This window comes from Rhodococcus sp. NBC_00297 (genome assembly GCF_036173065.1).
GTDB lineage: Bacteria > Actinomycetota > Actinomycetes > Mycobacteriales > Mycobacteriaceae > Rhodococcoides.
On the sequence record NZ_CP108041.1, the window covers coordinates 2,383,039 to 2,408,855 of the forward strand.

A 25,817-nucleotide genomic window follows, 5' to 3' on the forward strand; every position below is an offset into this window, starting at 1 on the left:
AGATGGGCTGTTTCCCTCACTCAGTGGACGCCGATGGGAACACATAACGCGCGCCGCGTCGCTCACCCTTGATGACCAGCCTGTTGTCTTCGACGAGTTTCTTGAGGATCGACCGACCTTGCGTCGGCGACGTCTGACAAAGCTGCGCAGCCTGGCTTCTGGTGATCGATCCGTAAGCCCTCACATAGTCGAGGACCATGCGTTCTTGCTGCATTGGATCTGCACCGATCAATCTCACGTAAGCGTTCCTATCTTTCGCGAGATCATAGAAGCGCGCGGTGAGGTGATACCTACGACTGCGACCAACACCTCGCGCTTCCAGAATTCCGAACTCGACCAGTTTGGCTAGTGTGTTCCGTGCCGTTGCGGGAAGCGCATTCAGTCGCTCTGCGATTTCTACACTGGTTGCTGAGCCGGAGGACTTTACTTCGTGCACGGTACGGAGTTCATTCAACTTGAGTGGCTTCTGGTTATCGTCCTCCCACGAGAGGAGAAAACGAACGAGATCGAGGTCCGCGTTCGACAGGGAAACTATGACCGTGACACCGAACGAGTTGCTACGCGAGTAATCGGGTGTGTCACGTCCGGCGCGAAGTTGTTGTTCATACATCTCGTTCACGCCTTTGCCGCGGCGCTCGACCAGGCCCGCTCTTTTGAAAGCCGCAGCAAGAATGGGGCTTCGGGGCCTCGATTGGTCAAGAATGTTCGAGACGTCGACACCAGGTGGAAAGCCTCCCGGACTGGTGACCACAAAGCTGTCGTCGGTTATCTGAACGACAGTCGGGCCCAGTACCGCGTAGTCCCGATGAATCAGTGCGTTCGCAACGGCTTCACGCCGAGTGATCGACGGGATCAGTGGTACATCAATTCGCTGAAGTCCGACGATCAATTCGGTGACCTCGTTGCGCTGGTCGATCAAGTCCTTCAAATATTCGGCCACTTTGAGAAGCGGAGCAATAATTCGCTCGTTGACCGCACTCTCCGTACTGCGCGCGTCTTGGAAAAGAAATTCTGCATTCGGTAGCCATCGTGAAAGCGCATGCCGGTGACCGAACAGGAGGATCGCACCGAGACTCACTGGATCACTCAGCGGCGTCAGCCCCAGCGCCTTGAGCAAGTCCTCATCTGACAAGTGAGCTATGTTGTCGCCTGATCTCGAGCAAAGCTCGCGAAAGCGATCGAACTCGTGATGGTCGAGGTCTTCGAACGTGGCGCCCTTCGCCACCGCTGCTGCGAAGTCCTGGCCACGTGTCAGCATGCCCACGCTGACAATCTCGTGTGCTGTCATCGGTATACACGCAGGCATCCCATTCGTGTCGAGAACGCGACGGGTGAATAGTCCATGTTTGGTTCCGACTGGACCTGGTTCCGCTATCGGCACATCGATCCGCAGGATGGCAATCCCGTCGAGGTCCTCGAGGATGACCTGGACGGGTAGAGCTGGTTCGGTGTTCGCCTGGATGTAGGCGGCTACACGGTCTGGAAAGGTCTCGTCCCCGTGACGCGGCTTTGCGCCCCGGAGTGTTCCATCGTCGTTGACGCCGACCAGGACCACACCGCCCCGCCCGTTCGCCATACACGCGACCGCTTTCGTGAGATCACGGTCGTTGATCTCAGCCTTGAACTCCACCGTGAGGGTTTCGCCGCCGTCCACGAGTTCGCGCGTATCCATGGCTACAAGTATGCATACTGTTGACTCCGTCGACGTCTAAGAACACGGAGTCATAAGTTTTGATAGTTATGAGTGAGCTGTCTACAGCACCTCGGACAGGAACCTCTGCAGTCGCTCGGTCTGCGGGTCGTCGAACAGCGCTGCGGGCGGGCCCACCTCGACGGCGCTGCCGTGGTCCATGAACAGCACGCGGTCGGACACCGAGCGGGCGAAGCCCATCTCGTGCGTGACGACGACCATCGTCATGCCGCCGGTCGCGAGGTCCGCCATGAGGGCGAGCACGCCCTTGACGAGCTCCGGGTCGAGGGCGGACGTGGCCTCGTCGAAGAACATCACCTGCGGTTCCATGGCGAGTGCTCGCGCGATGGCCACTCGCTGCTGCTGACCGCCGGAGAGGTTGCCGGGGCGCGAGCCCGCTTTCTCCTTCAGGCCCACCTTGTCGAGCTGGGCGAGCGCGGCGGCGTGTGCGTCGTCCTTGCTCAGTCCCTTCAACTTCCACGGACCGAGCGCGACGTTGTCGAGGACGGTCCGGTGCGGGAACAGGTTGAACTGCTGGAACACCATGCCGATGCGCTGGCGCAGCGCGTCTGGATCGTCCTTCAGCACCGAGCGTCCGTCGAGCAGGATGTCGCCCTGCTCGGGCTCGTGCAGTCGGTTGAGCACGCGCAGGAGCGTGGACTTGCCCGACCCGGACGGTCCGATGACAGTGGTGGTGGCTCCTGCGGCGACGTCGATGTCGACGCCGCGCAGGACCTTGTTGGTGCCGAAGGACAGGTGCAGGTCACGGCCGGCGAGTGAGACGCCGGTCAACGGCTCGGTCGAGGGTGCGGTGGTCATGTGTCAGCCTCTTTCCACGACGATGGCCTGCTCGACCGGGTCGAGTGTCTGCTCGGCCTTGCCGACGCGCAGACGCTTGTCGATGTAGTTGACCAGGTGGGTCAGCGGGACGGTCATCGCGAGATAGACGAGTCCGGCCGCCACCAGGGGTGACAGGTTTCCGGTCTGCGCGTTGAGGTCTCGGCCGACGGCGAACAGTTCGCGCTGCGTCGCCAGCAGACCCAGGAAGTAGATCAGCGACGAGTCCTTGATCAGCGAGATGAACTGGTTGACGAGTGCGGGAAGCACGCGCCGGACACCCTGCGGCACCACGACCAGGCGCATCGAGCGTCGGTAGCTGAACCCGAGAGCACGCGCTGCCTCGATCTGCCCCTTCTCGACGCTCTGAATGCCGGATCGGAAGATCTCGCCGATGTACGCGGCCGCGAGCAGCGACAACGCCACCGCACCGAGCCAGTACGGGTTGTTGCCGGTGATGCCGCTGACCACCGGTCCGATGCCCAGACCGATGACCAGGATGATCACGACGGCGGGCAGTCCGCGGAAGATGTCGGTGTAGACGCGGGCGGGCCAGCGCAGCCACCGAGTACGCGAAAGTCCCGCGAGAGCGAGCAGCATGCCGAGGACGGTGCCGATGATGCCCGACGCCAACGCCAGGATCAGGGTGTTCGGCAGCCCGGTCTTCAGCAGGTCCGGCAGCGCCTTCTTGTAGAGGTTCCAGTCGAAGAACGTGTCGCCGAGCTGCTCGAACGTCGACTTCGGTGCGACGGCCTGCGCGGCCGGGGCATTCGCGTCGTTCTCGGCGGCGATGGCCGCGAAGTCGGGAAGCTCGGGCTGCGGCGCTGCCTTGCTACCGGGCTTGAATCCCTCCGGGAGTTCGCGCGGCACCCAGTCGGAGTACAGCTGCGCCCAGGTTCCGTCCTCGATGATCGCGTCGAGGCCGGAGTTCAACGCGTCGATCAGCGGCTGGTTGTCCCGCGCGACGGCCCACCCGACGAAGTTGTTGAGGCTGAACGTGTTCTGCGTGATCGCGGTCCCGTCCTCCGGCTTCACCAGGCCCTCGGCCTGCTGCGACGGTGCGACCCAGGCGTCGATCTGTCCGGTGCGGAGATTTGCGTACGCGGTGTTGTAGTCGGGGAACTTCACCGGGTCCAGGCCCAGGGTGTTGACGACGTAGTCGTCCTGCACCGTTCCCTGCACGACGCCGATACGGGTGTCCGGCCCCAGGTTCTCGAAGGCGGTGATCGGTCCGCCGGCCTTCGCGACCAGGGAGAAGTAGCCGAAATCGTAGCCGTTGGTGAAGCCGACCGTGTTGCGCCGCTCGTCGGTGGTGGTGATGGACGACGACCCGACGTCGAAGCGTCGGCCGGCGACCTGCGCGAGCAGACCCGAGAACTCGGTGCCTGAGAAGTTGATCTGCAGGCCGAGCTTCGCGGCGACGGCCTTCAGCAGCTCGTTGTCGTAGCCGGTGTAGGTGCCGGAGCCGTCGACGCAGATGCTCGGCGGCGCGTCGGAGAGCGTGCCGACGGTGAGCTGGCCGGGCGTGATCAGTCCGAGCTGCGAGGTGTCGATGCGATCGAGCGGCGTGACCGACGGCGTCGTGTACCGATCCTCGGTCGCGGCGGCGGCCGCGGCGTCGAAGTTGGTCGGCGTGGACGACGCGCTGTCCACACCGGGTGGTGAGCAGAGTTCGGTCGGTGCCGCGGCAGCGGACGAGGAGCCGTCCGACGAGCCGCCGTCCGAGGTGCCGCAGGACGCGAGGAGGACGGCGAGGAGAAGTGTGGAGACGAGGACGATGAGTTTCCGTCCCACGCGGTGCGCAAGCATGAGATGAACACTAGGGCTCACGTGCCGGGATCACCGAAACGTCGAACGCGCAATGGTTGTGCTCAGTGATCTGTTGCCGGTGATCGCCGTGGGGACCGCTCCGACCAGGGGTCTAGTCTCCGTCGGGGCGCACGTCACCGACTATCCAGGACGCCTGGAGGGTGTGCGCCGGGGGACGGAAGGTGTTCGTATGTACTCCAGTCTCGAGTACCCGCTGACGGGCGCTCCGGATGCCGGCAACACGGCGTGGGTTCTGGCCAGTGCCGCGATGGTGCTGTTGATGACTCCGGGGCTCGCGTTCTTCTACGGCGGCATGGTGCGCGTGAAGAGCGTGCTGAACATGATGATGATGAGCCTGTCGGCCATCGGGGTCGTGTGGGTCCTGTGGGTCCTGTTCGGATACTCGATGGTGTTCGGCGACGACAGCGTCGGTGGGTGGATCGGGCACCCGACGCAGTTCGCCGGCCTCACCTCGTTGATCGGCGGCAGCTTCGGAGCAGGGGGCGGCGCGGTCGAGATCCCGCTGGTGGGAACCGTTCCGGCGCTCGCCTTCGTGGCCTTCCAGGCAGGCTTCGCGATGGTCACCGTGGCGCTCGTGTCCGGCGCCGTCGCCGACCGGATGCGTTTCATGCCGTGGGTGATCTTCGCCGGCCTCTGGGCGACACTCGTCTACTTCCCCGTCGCACACTGGGTGTTCGCGTTCGACGGTGTCACCGCGGAGACCGGGGGCTGGATCGCCAACCAGCTGAAGGCCATCGACTTCGCCGGGGGCACCGCGGTGGAGATCAATGCCGGCGCGGCCGGACTGGCGCTCGCCCTGGTCGTCGGCAAGCGTCGTGGGTGGCCACGGGAGGCGATGCGGCCGCACAACCTGCCCGCCGTCATGGTGGGTGCCGGGCTGCTGTGGTTCGGCTGGTTCGGCTTCAACGCCGGATCGTCGCTCGCGGCGGACGGCGTCGCCGCGGTCGCGTTGGTCAACACGATGGGCGCGGGCGCGATGTCGATGGTGGCGTGGCTGGTGGTCGAGAAGATCCGCGACGGGAAGGCCACATCCTTCGGCGCGGCGTCGGGTGTCGTCGCCGGTCTGGTGGCCATCACGCCGTCGTGCACGGCCGTCACCCCGATCGGCGCTCTGGGCGTCGGCGCTGCCGCCGGTGTCGCCTGCGCCCTGGCGATCGGCCTCAAGTACCGCTTCCGGTACGACGACTCGCTCGACGTGGTCGGAGTGCACCTGGTCGGTGGCATCGTCGGCACGCTCATGATCGGCCTCCTCGCGAGCAGCGACATGCCGCCCGGTGTCGACGGCCTGTTCTACGGCGGCGGCGTCACGCAGCTGGGTCGACAGGTGGTCGCCGTCGTCGTCGTTCTCGCCTATGCGTTCCTGGTCACCGCGGCCATCGCCACGGTGCTGAAGCTGACCATCGGGATCAGAGCGGATCCGCAGCACGAGACGGACGGCATCGACGAACACGAGCATGCCGAGTCCGCGTACGAGTTCGCCTCCTCGCACGGCGGACACGGCAGCTCGGGGCTGTTCGGAAAGCAGTCCGGCTGACTGTCAACCCTGGTGCGACCGCGCCCAGGAGATCGCGCCGGTCAGCTCGGTGAGGTCGTAGTCGGGGCCGTTGACGCCGACGGTGAAGAGGGTGGCTCCGGCGTCGACGAAGGCCTGCGCGTCGTCCGCGCCCGGCCACGCCACCGATCGCTCGATCTGCGACACGTCGCGGCCGACGGTCTCACCGTGTCCGGCCAGGACCTCGGACTTGTGCTTCAGCGCGTCCAGGTCGGCGAAGCTGTGCCAGACGTCGGCGTAGCGGGCGACCATCTTGAGCGTCTTCTTCTCACCGCCACCGCCGATGAGAATCGGGATGTGGCGAGTGGGCGCCGGATTGCCGACGGCGAGACGCGAGGTGATGCGGGCGAGACTCTCGTCGAGCAGTGCCAGGCGTGAGCCGGCGGTGCCGAAGTCGTAGCCGAAGTTGTCGTAGTCCTTCTGGTTCCACCCGGCGCCGATGCCCAGGATCAGCCGTCCTCCACTGATGTGGTCCACGGTGCGCGCCATGTCGGCCAGCAGGTCGGGATTGCGGTAGCCGCCGCCGGTGACGAGCGCGCCGATCTCGACGTTCGAGGTCTGCTCGGCCCAGGCGCCCAGCATCGTCCAGCACTCGAAGTGGGCGCCGTCGAGGTCGCCGTACAACGGGTAGAAGTGATCCCAGTTGAAGACGATGTCCACGCCGGCGTCCTCGGACCGCAACACCGCGTCGCGGATGAGGCCGTAATCGGGGGCGTGTTGGGGCTGAAGCTGAACTCCGATGCGAACGGACATGTGTGATCCTTCGGTGAGTGCGCTGGCTGTCGCTTCCATGGTGCCCGGCCTGTCAACCGATGCGCACTCCACACGAGTGCATCGTCGCGCGGAGGACGAAACCTGCCTCGGCGCCGATGATCTCCGAGACCAGGGTGAGATAGCGATCGACGAACGCGCCGCCGTGGGCCGGTTCGGGGTGGTCGTCCGGATCGCCGGGTTCCAGATGGTGCGCGATCTCGTGCAGCACCACCATCTCGCGCAGGGCCCAGGCGCGTCCCCGTACGTGGAGTGGGACAGCGATGGTGGCGGTGTCGACCTCGTAGTGCGCGGCGCCCGCGCCCGAGCGGGCCCGGACCCGTACCGGGACCGCCGCGCGTGGCCACTCGCTGCGCACCCAGTCCAGAGCGGTGACGCCGTCGACGTAGGTCTGGACCGAGTCGAGCGAGGCGAAGCGCCGCTCGATCGGCAGGGTGACCGTGGACCCGAGGATCTCGACGGTGCGCAGGCCCCGTTCGTCCGCGCGGTCGAACATGGTGCGGACCTGATGCTCGGCGTCGTAGACGCGGGAGCGCTGGCTGTCGCGGGTCACCGTTCGAGTTGTCCTCGGGGGCCGCCGATCTCGCTCTGATTGCCCAGGCGTGCACGTCGACCGGCGTGGTCTCCGGCTCGCCGAGCCTCCGACGAGTACGAGCGACCCGAGCTGCCGCGCCAGGTACCCCGGGCGGTGGAAGCGGACCGGTAGAAGTCGCGCAGCTCGATCTCCTTGTCACGCAACACCAGTGCGGTGCCGGCCTCGGGAGCTTCCGTGGCGACCGCCTCGGCCTCGGCCTCCTTCTTGACGGCGGCCAGGCGCTCGCCGACCCGGTGCGCGAACGCGGTCTGGAACTCGATCCTGGCAGTGACGCCGGCGAGCGGCGCCCGCTCGACCGTGCGATAGCGCCGGCGTCCTCGGACGACGGTGACCTCACGGTCCACGGTGGCGTCCCGGTACGCACCCGACGAGATGTACGTGTCGCTCGCGCGCACCATCTGCACGAGCAGGCTCGCGTACAGGGCCTCGCACGTGTCGATGTCGCTCTCGAACCCGTACGCGAAGACCTGCGTCGACGACTGCGCCACGTCGCACTGCACGTCGTTCGCGCGGGCGATGGCCACGAACAGCAGGACGTAGGTGCGCAGGCCCTTCTTGCCGTGCTCCCCGATGTGGACGACGCGCTGCACCGGCGTCGCCCGCTTCTCGCGCGAGGCGGTGTGCGAGCGTGCCACGGCCAGATCGACCGAGGCGGCGGTCGCGAGACGCTGCGCGGCCTCCATGAACGCCTCGGCCTCGTGGGGATTGTCCGTGGACTCGGCCTGACGCAGAAGCCCACCGATGCGGGCCACCATCCTGTCTGAACTCACGGGCCGAGAGTACGCCCGGACCAGCCGTGAGCCGGGACCACCGAGCGTCCCCGGGTACGGCCGTCCACAGGCGCTCGCAGGGTCTTGCGGACGGCCGCGTCGGCGAGTAGCAGTCAGCGCTCGGAGTTCTCCACCTGTGCCGCGACAGCGTCGATGCGCCGCCGGACCGCCGAGGCTCCGATGACGTCCGCACGGGTGCGGGCCGACGCCAGAGCGCGGGCCCCGAGCCGTCCGGTGCGGGCGTGCTCGATGCGGAGACCGAGATACGCGTCCTCCGCGCTCCATCCCTCGAAGCCGCGGGCGACGTGCAGGCGCCGCGCGGCGTGCAGATGGCGACCCGCTCGCTCGACGTGACCGGTGGCCAGTGATGCGTCGGCCAGGTGGTGGTGCACCACGCCGAAGACGCTCGGTGCGACCGACACGGTCTGCTCCGCGTAGGGCAGCAACCGTTCGTACACGTCGGTGCACACCAGTGTGTTGCCCACCGTGGCACCGGCGCGGGCGATGAAGGTCATCGACATCAGCCAGAGCATGTCCGGGGCGATCGCCGCGAGCCGTTGCTCGTCGTACCAGTCCATCAGCTCGCGCGCCTCGTCCATGCGTCCGACGTCGGCGAGCGAGGACGCCACGACCGGGCGGAACGCCGGGATCAGGTCGAACATCGTGGCCATCTCGTCGCGCCGATCCGCGAAGTGCCGGAGATCTCCGCGCATCGTCCGGAGGGTGAGGATCGACGTGTGCTCGCGGCCGTAGGTGTGGCTGCCGAGCGCAGCGTCGGGCGTCTCGCAGATCCGTGCCAGCACGGTCTCCGCGCGCACCAGTCGTCCTGCCGACACGTCCACGCCGAACTTGGAACACACCATGGCCCAGGTCATCTCGGGGTCGTCCGCGAGATCGGCCCGGGTGACCGCCGCGAGTGTCGAGGCGGCGCCGCCGAGGTCTCCGAACGCCTGCTGAGTCCTGGCCAGGATGGTGGCGGCGGACGGATCACGATGCCGCCGAGACGATGTCGACTCCAGCTCGACGAGGCGCGTCATCGCCTCCTGGCGTAGATCCCAGCACTGGGGCACCAGGAGGCACCACAGCATCGCGCGCAGCGCCGACTCGAGGGCACTGCGGTCTCCCACCGAATGCGCCAGCGTCACAGCCTGTTCGAGAAGGTCTCGGCGTTCCTTCCAGTCATCGGTCCAGCTCAGCTCCATGGCCAGCAGTACCAGGACCTTGGCCGTGGCGGCGCTGTTCGAGCGGCCGGAGTCCTCGAGGACGTGCAGTGCGTCGTGCAGGCTGTCGAGTCGTTCCGGCAACGGGTCGAACATCTGGAACAGGCCCGCACCACTGATCGTGTCCGCCAGCGTCGCGTCGACCTGTAGGTCGACGTCGCCCAGTCTCCGCGCCATGGCGATCGCGTCGAAGAGAGTGGCCCGGTAGGACCGGTCGATGCACTTACGCTGCGCCCGGCCGAGGTCGATCAGCAGTCGGCACCGCTCTCGGGAGTCGCCGTGCGGCACCATCTTCCGAAGGGCGGTCCGGTACCCCACCACCGCGTCCTCGTACGCGGACACCGCGTAGGCGGCGTCGCCGGCACGCCGCGCGTAGAGCGCGGCCTCGGAGCGGTCGGAGTCCAGCGCCCTGCCGAAGTGGTACGCGATGCGCGCGAGTTCGTCGGCGGTGGTGTCGGCACCGAGATCGACCAGGGCCCGAGCCACGTCGGAGTGCATCTGCGCTCGCCGCGCCCCGGGTATCGCGTCGTACAGAGTCGACTGCACGAGAGCGTGTCTCATCACCAGCTCGTCGTCGGTGTCGCCGGCGACCAGGAAGTTCACGGCCAGCAGTTCGTCGAGGGTCTCGGCGAAACGGAGATCGGACGGGATCGTCGAGGCGGCCCGCAGCAGCGGGCGCGAGACCGTCACCCCGGTCACCGCGCACAGTTCGAGCAGAGTGACTGCGTCACAGCTGAGTTCGCGACTCGCGAGACGCACCGCGTCCGTGACCGTGAAGGGGAGCGAGCCGCCGGGTTCGCGCTCGTGTGCCGCGATGACGGCTGCGACCAGCAGGGCGGAGCCACCGGTCCGTGCCACGATGGCCTCGGGGTCGAGGGTCGAGTTCTGCTCGCGGAGGAGGTCGTGCACCGCGGCCAGAGACAGTCCGCCCAGGGTGATCTCGCGGAACCCCGCCGACAACCGGATGACGTCGAGGGTCGCCTGGAGTTCCGGGGACACGAGGTTCTCGTCCCGCATTGTCGCGAGGATGCAGAGTCGGTCGTTCTGCGTCGACCGCGCGAGATGGCGGACCAGGGCGGCCGTCGTGCCGGAGGCCCACTGCAGGTCGTCGATCACGAGCAGGGTCGGGGCCTGTCGAGCGGGCCCGACGAGCCACCGCTGCACCGCGTCGGACGCCCCTGTGCGGTCGTCGTCCACGTGCGGGGGGATGAGGTCCCCGAATCGACGTGCGGCCCCGGGGATGATGCCGAGGATGTCGGCGCCGTTGGTCCGCAGCCACTGACGCGCTCCGATGACGCCGCGCGAGTCGAGGTCGCGGGTGACCGCCTCCACGAACGGTTCGTACGGGATGGTCGAGTGTTCGCTGCAGCGACCCGACACGACGTCCGTGCCGGCGGCGCGGGCACGCTGCATCACGGCGCGGGCGAGTGACGTCTTCCCTGCCCCCGGCGGACCCGAGACCAGGAGAAACCGTCCATGACCGGCAGCGGCCGCCTCGAGGTCCTCGACGATGCGGCTCATCTCGACATCGCGTCCGACGAAGGCGGATCCCACCGGCGGCTCCTCGCGCTGCGCTGGGGTGGTCTCGGTATCGTCCTCCAACAACTCCAGGTACAACGACTGGGTCTCGCGTGAGGGGCTCACCCCGAGCCGGTCCGCCAGCACCGCTCGGCATCGCGCCGCCGCCCCGAGAGCCTGTCCGCGGTCGCCCAGTGCCACGTAGCCACGCATGGCGATGCGGTACGCGCTCTCGCGCAGGGGGTCGGCTGCCAGCAGGGACTCCGCGGAGGACACGGCGTTCTCGAACGCACCGAGATCCATCGACGCGGTGGCGTCCGCTTCGAGGGCCGTGAGCCGCAGGTCGTCGAACTCTCGCCGGACGTCGTCCGCCCACGCGCCGTTGGCTCCGACGAGCACGGGTTCGGCGAGCAGACGCAACGCCGTCCGGGCATCGCGGGCACGGTCCGCGGGTGATCCCTCCGTGCGCCGGCACGCGTCCCGGATCTCCTCGAGATCGACCGTGGTGTCCGGCGGAAGAGTCAGACGCACCATGCCGGTACGGGACACGATCGACGTACCCGCGATGTCCGCGGCGTCGAGAACGTCCCGCACCTTCGAGATCACCCCACGCAGCACAGAATTCCAGGTGCGCGGCCGCTTCTCGGGCCAGAGCAGGTCCGCCAACTCGTCGTGCGAGACCTCTCGATGGCGATTGAGCGTCAGATACGACAGCAGTTCGACGCAGCGCGGTCCACCGATGATGCGGGGATCGACCACCCGAGAGCCACGCTCGACGGTGACGGCACCGACGAGTCGGACGGAAGCGGGTGAGTCACTCGTCACCTGACAAGTCTAGTCAGCTGTGCGTATTCACGCCGCACGCAGGCACTTTTGCACTTCTTGTGCACGCGTCGGGCACGGTGAGTCAAGGAGAATCCGGCCGACCCGGCCGGCGCACGACCCTCAGGAGCGACCCCATGCCTCGAACCTCCGTCACGGCCTGCCTGCTGGCGGGGTCCGTCGCCTCGCCCCTGTGCCCACAGCGGAGCCACCGACTGGGTTCCGGCCCGTCCTGCGGTACCGCGGACGTCGCGTCCGACGGGATGTTCACCTACTCGCGTACGGCGTCCGTGGACCGGTGGGAGGACGACCCGTCGTCCTTCGGCTCCGATCGCTTCACCATCGTCGTCACCGACGGGGACCACGAGGTGGGGGAGATCGTGATCACGCCGGTGTTGTCCACGAGTGCGACGGAACCGATCACGGCCGTCGGCGTGGTCACCACCGAGGGCACCGTCGTGACGTACGAGCACGACGCGGCGGCGTCCGCACGTCGCCGACCGCTCACGGAATCGTCTCCTCCGCGGGGGCCGCGCGTGACGGGTGCGCATCATCGACTCGCCGTCGTCCGCTTCGGTACCGAGACCTGCGATCAGACGTTCCAGGTGTTCGTGTCCGACGGTGTCCGCGGCACCACGTCGTACCTGCTCGGCGTCCCCGACGGCCCGCTCGACCGGTGAGGCGCCGACGGGGTCGCCGCGGCCGAGTGATCGACCGTGACGACCCCGTCGGGACGTTCGCGAGTGGCTACTGCTCGTCGGAGCCGATGATGAACGCCTCGAGCTGCTGACGAGCGATGTCGTCGGCGAGCTGCTTCGGCGGGCTCTTCATCAGGTACGCGGACGCGGGCACGACAGGTCCGCCGATTCCGCGGTCCTGAGCGATCTTCGCTGCGCGCACGGCGTCGATGATGACGCCGGCGGAGTTCGGGGAGTCCCAGACCTCGAGCTTGTACTCGAGGTTCAGCGGGACGTCACCGAACGCGCGACCCTCGAGGCGGACGTAGGCCCACTTGCGGTCGTCGAGCCAGCCGACGTGATCGGACGGGCCGATGTGCACGTCCTTCGCATTGAACTCACGCTGCAGGTTGGACGTGACGGCCTGCGTCTTCGAGATCTTCTTCGACTCGAGGCGCGTGCGCTCGAGCATGTTGAGGAAGTCCATGTTGCCGCCGACGTTCAGCTGCATCGTGCGATCGAGCTGGACGCCGCGATCCTCGAACAGCTTGGCCATGACGCGGTGGGTGATGGTGGCACCGACCTGGCTCTTGATGTCGTCGCCGACGATGGGCACACCGGCGTCGGTGAACTTCTTGGCCCAGACCGGATCGGACGCGATGAAGACGGGCAGCGCGTTGACGAACGCGACCTTCGCGTCGATGCAGGCCTGCGCGTAGAACTTGTCGGCTTCTTCGGATCCGACGGGCAGGTAGGAGACGAGCACGTCGACCTTCGCGTCACGCAGTGCCTGCGCCACGTCGACCGGCTCCGCGTCGGAGATCTCGATGGTCTCCGAGTAGTACTTGCCGATGCCGTCGAGTGTCGGGCCGCGCTGGACGCTGACGTCGCTCGGGGGCACGTCGGCGATCTTGATGGTGTTGTTCTCGCTGTTGAAGATGGCTTCGGACAGATCGAAGCCGACCTTCTTGGCGTCCACGTCGAACGCGGCGACGAACTCGACGTCGCGGACGTGGTACTTGCCGAACTTCACGTGCATGAGGCCGGGAACGGTGGTGTTCTCGTCGGCGTCCTTGTAGTACTGCACGCCCTGAACCAGGGACGACGCGCAGTTACCCACGCCCACAATGGCCACGCGCACCGCAGTGCTGTTGTCACTCATGGTCGGGTTCTCCTTCTTTTCCGTATCGGGTGGCCGGAGCCGACGTGCTCTCCGGGTGTGCCACGGCCGAGGTGTCGGTCGTGGGTGCGGGCGGTGGACTCTCCGAAGTGATCGCCATTGCCTCGGCAGCGATCAATTCGTTGAGCCACCGCACTTCGCGCTCGCTCGACTCGAGGCCGAGCTGATGCAATCCGCGCGTGTACCTGTCCAACGACCCACTTGCTCGGCCGATGGCGTCGCGGAGCCCCTCACGGCGCTCCTCGACCTGGCGACGCCGACCTTCGAGTATCCGCATCCGCGCCTCAGCGGGGGTGCGCCCGAAAAAGGCCAGGTGTACGCCGAATCCATCATCTGTGTAGTTCTGCGGACCCGTGTCCGCGACCAGCTCGGTGAACCGAGCTCGGCCGGCCGGCGTGAGTTCGTAGACACGACGTGCCCGACGCTTGACGGCGCCCTGGACTCCGGGGTTCTCGACGATGAGCCCGTCCGCCTGCATACGACGCAAGGTGGGGTAGAGCGAACCGTACGAGAAGGCCCGGAAGGCACCGAGAAGTCCGGTGAGTCGCTTACGAAGCTCGTAACCGTGCATGGGTGTCTCCAGGAGCAGGCCGAGGATCGCCAGTTCGAGCATGTGCGGTCCCCTTCCTGTTCCGACCCGAGTCCGCGTCGAGATGACGCTCGCTCACTATAACCGCCACATGTATCGGGCCGATATATGGGGGTACATGTAACTGTCGAGAACATGAACACGGGCCCCGTCAGGGACGGTGGGGGCTGACCCGCGTGACCTCACCGGCCAGGGTGGCCTGCAGGTATCCACCGCGGCCGTCCGCATCCGCGGCGTAGACCAGTACCTCCGGCACTCCCTCGTTGCGCACGAGCACGTGGGTGACCGACGCGTCCGGTACCTCGACGAACGACGCGGACCCCGCCATCAGGCCCGCCAGTGCCTCGACGTCGAGCGCGGTGAGGTCGAAGGGCAGCTCGTCCGTCTCCCTCGGGCTCGTGGCGGCGGACTCCGCGAAGCCGCCGCGGACCGACACGTCGCGCACGCGGTCGCTCTCGGCGAGGCGGGTCAGGGAGGCGCGATCGTCCGACGGGTACAGCACCAACTCGGTGACCTCGGGGTCGCCGAATCGTGTGATCCACCGGTCGCGGAAGTCGGCCAGGCCCTCCGGGGTGTCGAACACGAAGGGTCGCGCGACGATCGGCGTCACGGTGCCCGCGGCCGTCGCTCCCGGGCCGACGGACGACGACGGAGCCGCGACGCTCGGCGACGACGGTGCATCGGATCCGCGGACCGCCAGCACGACGGCGACTCCGAGGACGAGGACCACGACGAGCAGACCCACGATCACCGGGCGCCGGGACGGTCCGGGTGCGGGCCGTACCGCCTCGGGCAGCGGTACGTCCGCCTGCAGATCGGCGGCCAACGCGTGGAGATCGCCCAGTGTCGTCGCCGTTCTCGCCGCCGCCACCCGTGACCGGTGCTCGTCGAACGTCAGCTGCCCGTCCGCGTACGCGGTGTCGAGAGCGGTCGCGACCACGGCGCGATCGATGTCACGGGCGCGCAGTCGTCGATCCTGTCCGGTCGCCATCGTCGTCTCCTACTCGGTCGGATCGAACGGGGTGACGCTGAGTAAGTCGCCCGACAGGGACGCCTCGAGGTATCCGTCCTCGTTCACGGCCTCGTTGCTCGCGTGCAGGCTGATCGCGGGGCCGGCGCCGGTGTTCCGGACGAACAGGTACAGCGAGTCGATCTCGGCGATGTTCAGGCTCGCACCGGCGCCCAGGACCAACCCGCCGAGCACGCCGGGGCCCAGGTCGACGAGGTCGACGGTCGCCGTCTCTCGGTCCCTGTCCGCGTCGTCCGACTGTCTCCACTCGCCGTCGCGGTACTGATAACGCCTCTCCCGGCCCGGATTATCGGGACTCGGCGCCCTCAGCAGCGCGTACTCGGAGTAGAACATCAGCTCGTCGACGACGGTGGTTCCCAGCAGAATGCCCGTCGACGCCACGATGTCGTCCATCGCGCGGGGTTCGAGGTAGCCGGCCGAGCCGTAGGTGCCGGTCGCGCTGTCGTCGGACGCACAGGCGCGGACACCGAAGAACAGGAGTGCGGCGACGACCAGGAGAACAGCCCACCGGATCACCGCGCTCAGCACGCTCGGCCGACCCCGACGGGAGAGCCCCGCGGCTGCCGCCCCGGGCGACGCCATCGGAGCCAGGTCCGACGTGCCCTGCAGATCGCCGGTCAGATCATGGAGGTCCTCGAGCGCACGTGCATCGGTGGCGAGGGCGATACGGGTGGCGTGCTCCTCGGCGTCGATCTGGCCGTCCGCGAGCGCACGGTCCAGCGCGGCGCACGCGTGCACTCTGTCCTGGTCACGCGCTCTGACACCCACAGATCGGACCGTCGGCATCGCCAGATGGTAGGCCCGTGGACCGGGTCCCTCAAGTGCTCCGGCTCCACGGCTCCGCTCCAGCGCACGGGACGGGGTCGAGCACCACCCCACCTCGACGGCGCACGTACTCTGGTCACCGTGAGATCACAGCGGCAGGTGGTGGACTACGCGTTGCAGCGCAAGTCGCTGCTCGCCGAGGTCTACTCCGGACGAACGGCGATGGCCCAGGTCTGCGACGCCGATCCCTACCTCCTCCGAGCGGCGAAGTTCCACGGTCGGCCGTCCACCGTGGCGTGCCCCATCTGCCGGAAGGAGCAGCTCACGCTGGTCTCCTGGGTGTTCGGGGAGAAGCTCGGGACGATGAACGGCTCGGCCCGGACCGCGGACGAGCTCACCCGCCTCGCCGGCACGCAGGAGGAGTTCTCCGTGCACGTCGTCGAGGTCTGCCGAACCTGCAGTTGGAACCACCTCGTGCAGTCGTACGTCCTGGGTGCCGTTCCGGCGCCCAAGAGCCCCCGCACACGCTCCGCCTCCCGCCGACGCACGGCCAGTGAGTGACGGACGCAGGTCGTCGGCGGTACCGTCCGTCGGTGGTCCCCCGCGCAACCGAGTCGAACGAGCCCGACGCACACGTGACCGTCGCCACCTGGTCACACGTGCGTCCTGACAGTGGAGTACGTGAGTGAGTTCCCCCTACGACAGTTCCGGTGACGATCGCGGGCGTCCGTCCGGCCGCCACGGTCGACCCGACGGGCCCGGGGAACCACCGCGTCACGGGCGCCCGAGCCACGAGCCGGTCCGCGATCCCCAGCAGCGGCCGTCGGGCCCACCCCCACCGCGTGCGCCTCGCCGGGACGGCCCCGGTGGTCCCCCACCGAGCTGGCCGCCGGCCGATCACCCGCGGCGCCCGGCCTACGGTCCGCCGTCCTACGACGATCGTGGACCGGACACCACCCAGATTCCCCCGACCGCGCCCCCGCCGCGGTCGCAGGCGTTCTCGCAGCCGCGCCCGTACTCGGACGATCCACGGGCGACCGACGTTCCACCCTCCCGGCCCGTGACGTCCCACTCGCGTGGCGACGCCGACGGTGACCGGGACCGGTTCGGTGGAGGACCCACCGAACCGCCATCAGGAGGTACTGCCACGAAGACGAAGAAGAAGTCGAAGTGGAAGGTCCTGCGGCGCACGCTGTACGGCTTGATCGCGCTGGGCATGGTCGTTCCGGTCCTGGTGTTCATGGTCGCGTACGTCGTCGAGGACGTTCCGCGCCCCGGTGACATCAAGACCAACCAGGTCGCCACCGTCCTCGCGTCGGACGGAACGTCCGTCCTCGGCACGGTGGTCCCTCCCGAGGGCAACCGCACCGATGTCGAGATCGGACAGATCCCCGAGCACGTCCGCAATGCGGTGTTGTCGGCCGAGGATCGTGACTTCTACTCCAACCCCGGATTCTCGGTCACCGGCTTCGCACGCGCCGCTCGCGACAACGTGCTCGGGCGCGACAGCGCCGGTGGTGGATCCACCATCACGCAGCAGTACGTGAAGAACGCGCTCGTGGGGTCCGAGCGGACGCTCACCCGCAAGATGCGCGAACTGGTCATCTCCTCGAAGATGGCGCGTCAGTGGACCAAGGACGACATCCTCGCCGCGTACCTCAACACCATCTACTTCGGCCGCGGCGCGTACGGCATCGCGGCGGCGTCGAAGGCGTACTTCGACAAGCCCGTCGAGCAGTTGAGCGTCGAGGAGGGTGCCGTGCTCGCGGCCACCATCCAGCAGCCCTCCGGACTCGATCCGGAGAACAACCCGACGGGTGCGCAGAGCCGCTGGAACTACGTCCTCGACGGCATGGTCACGATGGGTGCGCTCGATCAGACCCAGCGTCAGGCGATGCAGTACCCGCAGTGGCGACCGCTCGCCTCGGTGGACAGCGGCGACGCCGCCGACGCCGGCCCGAACGGACTGATCAAGAACCAGGTGCTCAAGGAGCTCACCGCGTCGGGCATCAGTGAGCAGGACCTGAACACCGCCGGACTGCAGATCACCACGACGATCGATCCGCAGGATCAGCAGGCCGCCATCGACGCCGTGAACTCCAACATGGAGGGTGAACCGTCCGAGCTGCGCACGGCGTCGGTGTCGATCGACCCCCGCACCGGTGCGGTGCGCTCGTACTACGGCGGTGTCGACGGCCGCGGCTTCGACTTCGCGCAGTCCGGCCTGCAGACCGGTTCGTCGTTCAAGGTCTTCGGCCTGGCGGCGGCTCTGGATCAGGGCATCCCGCTGTCGCAGATGTACGACAGCTCGCCGCTGACGGTCAACGGCATCTCCATCGGCAACGTCGAGGGCGAGTCCTGCGGCACCTGCACCATTGCCGAGGCTCTCAAGCGGTCGCTCAACACGAGCTTCTACCGGTTGCAGCTCAGCCTCGACGGCGGCCCGCAGGCAGTGGCCGACATGGCGCACCGCCTCGGTATCCCGACCGAGGTCGAGGGCATCGGCGAGACCCTGACCGAGCCGAACGGCGCCGGCCCCAACAACGGCATCGTGCTCGGGCAGTACCAGTCCCGTGTCATCGACATGGCCAGCGCCTACGCGACGCTCGCCGCATCGGGTACCTACCACGCACCGCACTTCGTGCAGAAGGTCGTGACGGCCGACGGCACCGTGTTGCTCGATCGCGGAGCGGACCCCGGCGAGCAGCGGGTCGACCCTGCCGTCGCGGACAACGTCACGGCGGCCATGCGTCCCATCGCGGGCTACTCGAACGGCCACAACCTGGCCGAGGGACGCGCCTCCGCCGCGAAGACCGGCACCGCGCAGCTCGGTGACACCGGCGAGAACAAGGACGCCTGGATGGTCGGGTACACGCCGTCTCTGGCGACGGCCGTGTGGGTCGGTACCGAGCAGGGCCTCCCGCTGGAGAACAGCTACGGGGGACCCATCTACGGCTCCGGACTTCCGTCGGACATCTGGAAGGACACGCTCGACGCGTCCCTCGAAGGCTCGCCCGTCGAGTCGTTCCCTGCACCGGGTGCGATCGCCGGCCAGGCCGGTGTGCCGCAGTACTCGGCACCCGCGCCGACACGGACCGCGGCGCCGCCCACATCCTCTTCCGCAGCGCCGGAGCCCACGACGCCGGAGCCCGTCGCTCCGCCGGTCGTCGTCCCGTCGCAGGTCGAGATCCTGCCGGGCATCACCATTCCGGTTCCCGGTCTGGCCCCGGCGCCGGCGGAACCTTCCGCCGTCACCCCGCCCGACGACGGGGCGGCTCCGGAGCCGGCCACGCCGCCCGGCGGCTAGGGGTGACGGGCAGGCCGGAGGCCGGTCGAGATTCGACGGGCAGGCCGGAGGCCGGTCGAGTTTCGACGGGCGGGCCGGAGGCCGGTCGGGACCATTCGTCCGACGAGTTGTTGGCGAGTCCGGGTGAGTTGGCGACGGATCGTCGCTCCGCTCGTCGGCGCGATCGGCCGAGTCTGACCGACCCCATGGTCGCGGAGTTGTCGACGGTGGTCGGCGGCCCCGTGGGCAAGCACGCGTTGGTGGGGCGGCAGCGCCACATCACGCCACTGCGCGTGATCTTCGCGTTCACTGTCGTGTTTCTCGCGCTGGGTTGGTTCGGGAAGGCCGCGTGCATCCAGCAGGCCCCGAACGGCCCCGGCGGCGAGCTGGGACTCGACTGGAGCGGGAGCCGTCAGTACGTCGCGATGTGTTACTCCGACGTGGTCCCCCTCTACGGCGCGGAGCGCCTCGATCAGGGCGCGTTCCCGTACAAGAAGTCGTGGGAGGAAACGGGTTCCGACGGTTCCACGATCACCCGGTACATGGAGTATCCGGTGGTGGCGGGGCTGTACCAGTACGTGTCGATGCAGGTGGCCCACGCGTGGTCCGCGGTCCCGTGGTTGCCGCAGGCGCTCACGGTCGCGCTGTATTTCAACGTGGTGGCGTTCGGCTCCGCTCTCGCCTGGCTCGTGACGATCTGGGCGACCACGATGTTGGCGGGACGTCGGGTGTGGGACGCCGCGTTGGCCGCGTGTTCCCCTCTGGTGATCGTGCACGTCTTCACCAACTTCGACGCCCTCGCAACGGCATTCGCCTCCGGTGGGTTGCTGGCGTGGGCGCGACGTAGGCCGGTGCTGGCCGGTGTCCTGCTCGGCATCGGGGGCGCGACGAAGCTCTACCCGCTGTTCCTGCTCGGTCCGCTCCTCGTGCTGTGCATCCGCACGGGGAACATCAGGGACTGGTCGCGGACCACGGCGGCGGCGCTCTCGGCGTGGGTTCTGGTCAATCTGCCCATCGCACTGCTGTTCCCGCGTGGCTGGTCGGAGTTCTTCCGACTGAACTCCGACCGCGGCGCCGATCCGGACTCGCTCTACAACGTGGCCCGGTCGTTCACCGGCTGGGCCGGATTCGACGGCCCGCTCGGTCCCGGCGAGAAGCCGGTGATCCTCAATCTCGTGACGGCGCTGCTCTTCGTGGTCGTGTGCCTCGCCATCGGCTGGGTGGCGCTGACGGCTCCGCGGCGTCCTCGCCTGATGCAGCTGTGTTTCCTCGTGGTCGCCGGTTTCCTGCTGACGAACAAGGTGTGGAGTCCGCAGTACTCCCTGTGGCTGGTGCCGCTCGCGGTCCTGGCTCTGCCGCACCGGCGAATCCTGTTGGCGTGGATGACCATCGACGCACTCGTCTGGGTTCCGCGGATGATGTACTACCTGGGCGTGGCCGACAAGGGTCTGCCCGAGCAGTACTTCACGGCGACCGTCCTGGCGCGCGATCTCGCCGTCGTCGGATTGTGTGTCCTGGTGGTGCGGCAGATCTACCGGCCGTTGGACGATCTGGTGCGTCGCAGCGGCGACGACGATCCGGCCGGTGGTGTACTCGACGGAGCACCCGACGCGTACCCGTCGTGGGTGCCGGCGATGGTGCGTCCGCGGCCCGTCGAGGTTCCGATCGCGGATGCGGCGCCACCGCCTAGGGCACCACGGTCACCGGCCACCGACCCAGCTTGACCAGTCGGACGGCGACGGAGCCGAAGATGCGGTGCCCGGCAGACTCGGACGTGCCCACGACGATCGCGTCGGCACGCAGTTCGTCGCCGACGGCGGCGAGTCCCATCGCCGGGTCGCCGCGGAACGTCCGGAACTCCCAGTTCACGTGCTGGTGCTCGCCGAAACGCACCACGTGGTCGCGGATCTCGGTGAGCAGCTGGTCCGCCACCTGGCTCCCCGAGTCGTAGACCACGCCGCTCGCCTGCGCGAAGGCGCCGGCCGCCAGCGTCTGCACGTAGACCAGCACGAGCTTGGAGTGCTGCCGGCGCGCCAGTCCGGCGGCGTACGCGGCCGCCCGCCAGGAGGAGTCGGAGCCGTCGAGGCCCACGACGATCAGCTTGGGGCCGTCCACTCCGTACTCGAAGACGGAGGGATCGTTCGACGAGGTCACGACCCGAGCCTACGACTCCTCGTCAGGAGAGGTACGGACGGAGCTGCGGCAACGCTTCGCCCGCGTGCTTGGCGTTGATGCCGTCGCCGATCGCCTGCAGCTTCCACTCGCTCCCGGCTCGGTACACCTTGGCCATGACCAGCCCGGTGAACGGCATGCCGCCCTGCAGCGTGAAGCGTGCCAGCTCGGTGTTGATCGTGTTGTCGACCAGGCGGGTGAAGGCGTTCGCCACCTGCTCGAAGGTCTGCCCGCGGTACGAGGTCACGATGAAGACGATCGAGCTCACATGGGCGGGCACCCGCGTCAGGTCCACCGTGATCACCTCGTCGTCGCCCTCGCCCTCGCCGGTGAGGTTGTCGCCCTGGTGGACGATCGACCCGTCCTTCGACCGCAGCTGGCCGAAGTAGACGACGTCGGCGTGCTTGTCGCCGGAGAACATCATTGCCGAGGCGTCGAGATCGACGTCCGCGCTGCGCCCGCCTCCGAAGAAGCCGGCCTTCTTGATGGGGTCCCAACCGAGGCCCATGCGGATGGTGGTCAGTGCGACGCCACCGTCCTTCTTCAGCGTCACCTTCTGACCCTTGGTGAGGCTGACGGGCCGAGCCTTCGTCAGGCTCACCTCGGCGGGGGCCGCGGGCGCAGAAGGTGCCGGGGGTGCCGCGGGCGGCGGCGTGGGGGCCGGCGGAGGTGTGGGAGCGGCAGGCGGAGGTGTGGGTGCAGCAGGCGCAGGCGCCGCTGCGGGAGCGTCGTCCACCGAGACCCCGTGGTCACCGACGAGAGCGGCGAACCCGCCCGCGTAACCCTGGCCCACGGCACGGACCTTCCAGCCGTCGCCGCGCCGGTACAGCTCGAGCGCGATGACGATGGACTCCGTCGTGAGGCCGTCCACGGTGTACGAGTAGAGCGTCGCACCGGTGCCGCCGTCGATCACGTGGGCGGTGGGCGCGGAGACGCGTCCGAAGCTGCTCGACGAGTCGTCGAGCGTGACGACGACTCGGATCTGCGTGATGTCGGCCGGGACCGCGGCGAGGGTCACGGCGACTTCCTGCGGCCCACCCTGGCCCGGAACCAGCTGCACACCGGGGCCGGAGGGCTGGTTGAAGAAGACGAAGTCGGCGTCGGAGCGAACCTTGCCGCTGTCGGTGACGAGCAGGGCGGAGATGTCCGCCGGTGCGGTCAGCTCGAGACCGATGCGAACGGTGGCGGTGGACAGAGGAGCATTCTGTCCCTTGGTCAACGGCTGTGCAGCCACGTCTCGTCCTCTTCCGGGGTGGTCGGGTACGTCCGAATTCAGCGTACGTGTGTCGGCGGGGCAGCGGCGGAGCCCGACGTGCCGGCCGTTGCCCGGAACCAGTGCAGGATCTCCTCGCTCGCAGCACCGCCGGACCGTTCGGTGACCACGAGCCCGGGGGCGTCCCACTGCAGCAGTTCCAGTTCACCGTGCCGCGGACGGATGGCGGCGGTCGCGGCACGAAGCATCTCCGCGTCGAGGGCGCCGTCCCCGGCGGCGAGCACCGGGGCGGTGGCCTCCAGCGTTCCCGCGTTCACGCACCGTCGGCGCACCTCGGCGACGGCATGCGACTTGCACACCGCGTCGGGCATCGCATAGACCTTGCGGCCCTGCCGGGACACGCCCCAGCCGCGCTCGGTGCACCAGTGTGCGAACTCGTCGACGAAATCCTCGGGCATCGTCTCCACGTTCACGACGAGGTAGCAGAACAGATCGTCCGCCGTCCGCTGCGTGAGCACCCACGAGTCGTCGCCCCGCCGTGTCATCTCCGCGGTCACCTCCGCGAGCGGCACCGCGGACCCGGCGACGGCGTCCTCGACGGCGCGGCGCCAGTCGAGATCCGGCTCACCGTCGACGAGGATGGTGGCCCCGTTGGTCGTGATCGCGTGCCGCCAGGGTGCTCCCGGCAGGGCGATGCGTCGGAACTGCTCGACGGTGCGCGTCGTGGTCGGCACCACCACCACCTCGGACGCGAGGCTGGTGAGCAGGTCCGCGGCGCGTGCGGTCATGTACGACAGCGGAGCACCCTCGTAGTACTCGACGCAGCGCACGTCGTCGTCCTGTCCGTCCGTGCGACCCTCCGCCAAGGCGGCGGCGCTGTAGATCATCGTGCGGTCGAGATCCGTCGCGACCAGCGTGGTCCTCGCCTCGGTCACGAGACGTCCCGGACGAGACCCATGCAGGAGTAGGCGAGATCGGGAACGACGTCCACGGGCACGCCCCTCGCCTCGGCGAGCATCCGGATGTGGCGGTGCTCCGGCGCCCGCGCGTCGCGCACGAGAACGCGCCACGGGACCCGGCGGAGCAGCACGCGGGTGGTCTCTCCCACTCCGGGTTTGACGAAGTTGACCGTGCTGATGCCGTACTCCTCCCGTACGCGCTCGACCGAGGCCCAGCCACTCCACGTCGGAGTCCGGTCGGCGGACCGCACCGTCGACAGTCCCTCTACCACGGCGTCCGCGACGTCGTCGAATCTGGCGGACACGCTGTCCAGCAACAGGTTCGAGACGTCCACCGCGGCGAGGTCGGCGTAGAACTTGGCGCCGTGGAACTCACCGGGCCCGATGAGCGTGTCGTTGAGCACGGTGCGGGAGATCAGGCCCGACACCGTCGAGTTGAGGCATGCCGACGCGATGAGGAAGTCGTCGCGGGTGCCGTAGGTGGTCACACAGTGCCCGGGGTCCGCCAGTACCGCGAGCCGGTCGTCGAAGCGGGGGCCTCCCGCCCGGTGCACCGCGTCGAGGGCGGCGGTCAATTCCCGAGTGATGGCGCCCTTGCCGGTCCACCCGTCCACGAAGACGACGTCGGCCGGGTCGTGGTGACGGGCGAGATGATCCAGTGCGGCCGAGTCGATTCCGCGATCGCGCACGATGGACACGGCGTAGTGCGGCCACGTCAGACCGCGCACGTCCCGCGCCCAGCGGCGCATCAGGATGCCGATGGGGGTGCCGGCGCGGGCGAGAGAGGCGAGCACCAGGTTCTCACCGCGCTCGGCGATCACCAGATCGGTGACGATGCCGACCGCGGTGGCGAGGCGCGTCGCGCTCTCCTCCAGGACGGTGGCGAACAGGTCGCGGTAGGCGGCATCGGGTTGATACTCGACGGGCAGGCTCTCGGCGTAGTGCGCTGCGCCCGATTGGATCTGCTGCTCCCGCGACGCGGTGTCCGCCTCCAGCGAGACGTGCGAGAGATCCTTCAGGAGCCAGGACACCTCGCCCGCCGCGTAGGACCCGAACGCCGGACCGTGCAGCGGTGCCGTCATCGAGACTCCGTCCGCAGCGAGTGCGGATCCGCCGCCACCACGGCGACGGTGACGTCGATACCGGTGCGGGTGAGGGCGTCCACGAGACCGTCCGGACCCGTCAACGCCTCGGTGTCCGCGGGCGGATCCACGACGAGAAGAACGGGGCTCGGCGCCTCCTCGTCCGGTACCCGAGCGTTGTAGAGATGACGTCGGCCACCGGCCGCGGGTTCCGGTGCGACGAACGAGAAGCCGCGCCGCAGCGGGTAACCCGGCTCGTCGAGCACATGAGCGGGTGAGCGGGTGGTGGTCTGGAACAGTGTCGGCGTTCCGCGGTCCGACAGTGCGCGGGCGATGCGGAGCGGGAGGTACATCAGTTCCTCGTGCCCGATCACGACGGTGGTGCCCGAGCCGAGGTGCGGTCGCAGCAGATCGGCCGACTCCTCGACCGCGGCGTCGAAGGCGGCGACGTCCTCGGCCCGAAAACCGTGGCGACCGCCGTCGGGCACTCCGGCCGGCCAGGGCACGTCGACCCTGGTGACGGTCCCTCGGTGGGGAGCATCCACCGGTGCAGACGCAGCGGGCAGCGCTTCCACGACGGCGATGATGTCGTCGGGCAGATGCACGGTGCCCGTCGCGAGCGACACCGAGTCGATGACCACCCCGAGTTCCGCAGCGACGCGGTCGGTCTCGCGGCGCTGATCCGCCGAGCGCATGTCGACGAGCGAGGCGATCACGTAGCGCGCCCGCGGCGCGAGTGCGTGCACCGCGCGAATGGCACCGAGGGCCGTCGTTCCCGTGGAGATCTCGTCGTCGACCAGAACCATCGGGACGTAAGAGGGCAGGTCGCGCTCCGGATCGGTGGGTAGGAGGCGATGATCCGTCGCGTGCGAGTGGCCCTCCTCGAACTCACCGTGCACGGCGAATCCCTCGACGGGTCGACGGGTCGAGTGGATGTAGGACCGTGCGCCGAGGCGCGTCGCCACGCAGTGGCCGAGTCCCGTCGCGGTCTCGGCGAATCCGAGTACCACCACGCCGTCGTCGTGCCCGGCGAGCACGTCGGCGCACAGGGAGCCCAGAAGCTCACCTGCTCGGATCACCTCGGCCGGGTCCTGCGGGATGTGTTTGCCCAGAACGGTCGACACCAGCAGGTGAGCTCGGCGCGGGTTGCGCCGCAGCCCCGGCTGCACCAGGTCGCCCACCCGCCGGCCCACCGACGAGGTGCCGTGCTCAAGGACGAGCCCCAGTTCCGCTGTCGCCCAGGGCAGTCGACGGTCCAT

General features: G+C 68.4%; 21 protein-coding genes. 5 read left to right on the forward strand and 16 right to left on the reverse strand.

Features of this window, described 5'->3' with window-relative positions; genetic code table 11:
• Positions 1–16: 16 nt before the first annotated feature.
• The 3 genes from OG947_RS11385 to OG947_RS11395 all read right to left on the reverse strand — a co-directional run bounded on the left by OG947_RS11385 (position 17) and on the right by OG947_RS11395 (position 4,336).
• Positions 17–1,672, reverse strand: a complete 1,656-nt coding sequence (locus tag OG947_RS11385; RefSeq protein ID WP_328811876.1) for a DNA glycosylase AlkZ-like family protein — start codon at positions 1,670–1,672, stop codon at positions 17–19.
• Between the two features lie 81 nt (positions 1,673–1,753).
• Entirely contained in the window at positions 1,754–2,509 is a 756-nt protein-coding gene (locus OG947_RS11390) for an amino acid ABC transporter ATP-binding protein (protein ID WP_056440906.1), read from the reverse strand.
• 3 nt (positions 2,510–2,512) lie between these two features.
• Positions 2,513–4,336: an ABC transporter substrate-binding protein/permease gene (locus tag OG947_RS11395; RefSeq protein WP_328811877.1), complete on the reverse strand. Its 1,824-nt coding sequence runs from the start codon at positions 4,334–4,336 to the stop codon at positions 2,513–2,515.
• 190 nt (positions 4,337–4,526) lie between these two features.
• On the opposite strand from OG947_RS11395, the gene OG947_RS11400 reads away from it, so the two are divergent.
• Positions 4,527–5,891, forward strand: coding sequence for an ammonium transporter (locus tag OG947_RS11400; protein WP_328811878.1), 1,365 nt, complete (start codon positions 4,527–4,529; stop codon positions 5,889–5,891).
• 3 nt (positions 5,892–5,894) lie between these two features.
• Here the strand turns inward: OG947_RS11400 and OG947_RS11405 are convergent, their stop codons facing one another.
• The 4 genes from OG947_RS11405 to OG947_RS11420 all read right to left on the reverse strand — a co-directional run bounded on the left by OG947_RS11405 (position 5,895) and on the right by OG947_RS11420 (position 11,608).
• Positions 5,895–6,662, reverse strand: a complete 768-nt coding sequence (locus OG947_RS11405; RefSeq protein ID WP_027505998.1) for an LLM class F420-dependent oxidoreductase — start codon at positions 6,660–6,662, stop codon at positions 5,895–5,897.
• Between the two features lie 52 nt (positions 6,663–6,714).
• A complete protein-coding gene (locus OG947_RS11410) occupies positions 6,715–7,233 on the reverse strand; it encodes a TIGR04338 family metallohydrolase (protein WP_056440909.1) in 519 nt (172 codons plus the stop codon).
• The gene (locus OG947_RS11415; protein WP_056440912.1) at positions 7,230–8,045 is read right to left on the reverse strand and encodes a DUF2786 domain-containing protein; all 816 of its coding nucleotides are present in this window, start codon (positions 8,043–8,045) and stop codon (positions 7,230–7,232) included. The genes OG947_RS11410 and OG947_RS11415 overlap by 4 nt, the downstream gene beginning before the upstream one ends.
• A 113-nt stretch (positions 8,046–8,158) precedes the next feature.
• Complete coding sequence (locus OG947_RS11420) at positions 8,159–11,608, reverse strand: ATP-binding protein (protein ID WP_328811879.1); 3,450 nt, start codon at positions 11,606–11,608, stop codon at positions 8,159–8,161.
• A 134-nt stretch (positions 11,609–11,742) separates the two neighbouring features.
• On the opposite strand from OG947_RS11420, the gene OG947_RS11425 reads away from it, so the two are divergent.
• Complete coding sequence (locus tag OG947_RS11425) at positions 11,743–12,285, forward strand: hypothetical protein (protein WP_056440918.1); 543 nt, start codon at positions 11,743–11,745, stop codon at positions 12,283–12,285.
• Between the two features lie 67 nt (positions 12,286–12,352).
• Here the strand turns inward: OG947_RS11425 and OG947_RS11430 are convergent, their stop codons facing one another.
• From OG947_RS11430 to OG947_RS11445, 4 genes are all read right to left on the reverse strand, one after another.
• Positions 12,353–13,444: an inositol-3-phosphate synthase gene (locus OG947_RS11430; RefSeq protein ID WP_027506003.1), complete on the reverse strand. Its 1,092-nt coding sequence runs from the start codon at positions 13,442–13,444 to the stop codon at positions 12,353–12,355.
• Positions 13,437–14,075, reverse strand: a complete 639-nt coding sequence (locus tag OG947_RS11435; RefSeq protein ID WP_027506004.1) for a PadR family transcriptional regulator — start codon at positions 14,073–14,075, stop codon at positions 13,437–13,439. Before OG947_RS11435 ends, OG947_RS11430 begins: the two co-directional genes overlap by 8 nt.
• 127 nt (positions 14,076–14,202) lie before the next feature.
• The gene (locus OG947_RS11440) at positions 14,203–15,042 is read right to left on the reverse strand and encodes a DUF1707 SHOCT-like domain-containing protein (RefSeq protein WP_328811880.1); all 840 of its coding nucleotides are present in this window, start codon (positions 15,040–15,042) and stop codon (positions 14,203–14,205) included.
• Positions 15,043–15,051: 9 nt separating this feature from the next.
• Positions 15,052–15,849 carry a DUF1707 SHOCT-like domain-containing protein gene (locus tag OG947_RS11445; protein ID WP_328811881.1) on the reverse strand — a complete coding sequence of 266 codons (798 nt, stop codon included), beginning with the start codon at positions 15,847–15,849 and terminating at the stop codon, positions 15,052–15,054.
• A 138-nt stretch (positions 15,850–15,987) separates the two neighbouring features.
• On the opposite strand from OG947_RS11445, the gene OG947_RS11450 reads away from it, so the two are divergent.
• From OG947_RS11450 to OG947_RS11460, 3 genes are all read left to right on the forward strand, one after another.
• Entirely contained in the window at positions 15,988–16,407 is a 420-nt protein-coding gene (locus OG947_RS11450; protein ID WP_056695695.1) for a DUF5318 domain-containing protein, read from the forward strand.
• Between the two features lie 655 nt (positions 16,408–17,062).
• The gene (locus tag OG947_RS11455; RefSeq protein WP_081821327.1) at positions 17,063–19,153 is read left to right on the forward strand and encodes a transglycosylase domain-containing protein; all 2,091 of its coding nucleotides are present in this window, start codon (positions 17,063–17,065) and stop codon (positions 19,151–19,153) included.
• 185 nt (positions 19,154–19,338) lie between these two features.
• Positions 19,339–20,856 (forward strand): glycosyltransferase family 87 protein, encoded by a 1,518-nt coding sequence (locus OG947_RS11460; RefSeq protein ID WP_442973057.1) that lies wholly within the window; start codon positions 19,339–19,341, stop codon positions 20,854–20,856.
• Here OG947_RS11460 and OG947_RS11465 read toward each other — a convergent pair.
• From OG947_RS11465 to OG947_RS11485, 5 genes are read right to left on the reverse strand one after another with little or no spacing between them, the layout of a single operon-like run.
• Positions 20,819–21,286 carry a universal stress protein gene (locus OG947_RS11465; protein WP_027506008.1) on the reverse strand — a complete coding sequence of 156 codons (468 nt, stop codon included), beginning with the start codon at positions 21,284–21,286 and terminating at the stop codon, positions 20,819–20,821. The two genes, OG947_RS11460 and OG947_RS11465, sit on opposite strands and share 38 nt — an antisense overlap.
• Before the next feature lie 22 nt (positions 21,287–21,308).
• On the reverse strand, positions 21,309–22,538 hold the full coding sequence (locus OG947_RS11470; protein ID WP_328811882.1) for a TerD family protein: 1,230 nt from the start codon (positions 22,536–22,538) through the stop codon (positions 21,309–21,311).
• Positions 22,539–22,576: 38 nt separating this feature from the next.
• Positions 22,577–23,404, reverse strand: coding sequence for an HAD family hydrolase (locus OG947_RS11475; protein ID WP_328814010.1), 828 nt, complete (start codon positions 23,402–23,404; stop codon positions 22,577–22,579).
• Between the two features lie 44 nt (positions 23,405–23,448).
• A complete protein-coding gene (locus tag OG947_RS11480) occupies positions 23,449–24,558 on the reverse strand; it encodes a cysteine protease StiP family protein (protein ID WP_328811883.1) in 1,110 nt (369 codons plus the stop codon).
• Positions 24,555–25,817, reverse strand: coding sequence for a phosphoribosyltransferase family protein (locus OG947_RS11485; protein WP_328811884.1), 1,263 nt, complete (start codon positions 25,815–25,817; stop codon positions 24,555–24,557). The genes OG947_RS11480 and OG947_RS11485 overlap by 4 nt, the downstream gene beginning before the upstream one ends.

Excerpts from the sequence above, each read along its gene's own strand:
- OG947_RS11385 (WP_328811876.1), bottom strand. The coding sequence starts at position 1,672 with ATGGATACGCGCGAACTCGTGGACGGCGGCGAAACCCTCACGGTGGAG.
- OG947_RS11390 (WP_056440906.1), bottom strand. The coding sequence starts at position 2,509 with ATGACCACCGCACCCTCGACCGAGCCGTTGACCGGCGTCTCACTCGCC.
- OG947_RS11395 (WP_328811877.1), bottom strand. The coding sequence starts at position 4,336 with ATGCTTGCGCACCGCGTGGGACGGAAACTCATCGTCCTCGTCTCCACA.
- OG947_RS11400 (WP_328811878.1), top strand. The coding sequence starts at position 4,527 with ATGTACTCCAGTCTCGAGTACCCGCTGACGGGCGCTCCGGATGCCGGC.
- OG947_RS11405 (WP_027505998.1), bottom strand. The coding sequence starts at position 6,662 with ATGTCCGTTCGCATCGGAGTTCAGCTTCAGCCCCAACACGCCCCCGAT.
- OG947_RS11425 (WP_056440918.1), top strand. The coding sequence starts at position 11,743 with ATGCCTCGAACCTCCGTCACGGCCTGCCTGCTGGCGGGGTCCGTCGCC.
- OG947_RS11430 (WP_027506003.1), bottom strand. The coding sequence starts at position 13,444 with ATGAGTGACAACAGCACTGCGGTGCGCGTGGCCATTGTGGGCGTGGGT.
- OG947_RS11435 (WP_027506004.1), bottom strand. The coding sequence starts at position 14,075 with ATGCTCGAACTGGCGATCCTCGGCCTGCTCCTGGAGACACCCATGCAC.
- OG947_RS11440 (WP_328811880.1), bottom strand. The coding sequence starts at position 15,042 with ATGGCGACCGGACAGGATCGACGACTGCGCGCCCGTGACATCGATCGC.
- OG947_RS11455 (WP_081821327.1), top strand. The coding sequence starts at position 17,063 with ATGGTCGTTCCGGTCCTGGTGTTCATGGTCGCGTACGTCGTCGAGGAC.
- OG947_RS11460 (WP_442973057.1), top strand. The coding sequence starts at position 19,339 with ATGGTCGCGGAGTTGTCGACGGTGGTCGGCGGCCCCGTGGGCAAGCAC.
- OG947_RS11475 (WP_328814010.1), bottom strand. The coding sequence starts at position 23,404 with ATGATCTACAGCGCCGCCGCCTTGGCGGAGGGTCGCACGGACGGACAG.
- OG947_RS11480 (WP_328811883.1), bottom strand. The coding sequence starts at position 24,558 with ATGACGGCACCGCTGCACGGTCCGGCGTTCGGGTCCTACGCGGCGGGC.
- OG947_RS11485 (WP_328811884.1), bottom strand. The coding sequence starts at position 25,817 with ATGGACCGTCGACTGCCCTGGGCGACAGCGGAACTGGGGCTCGTCCTT.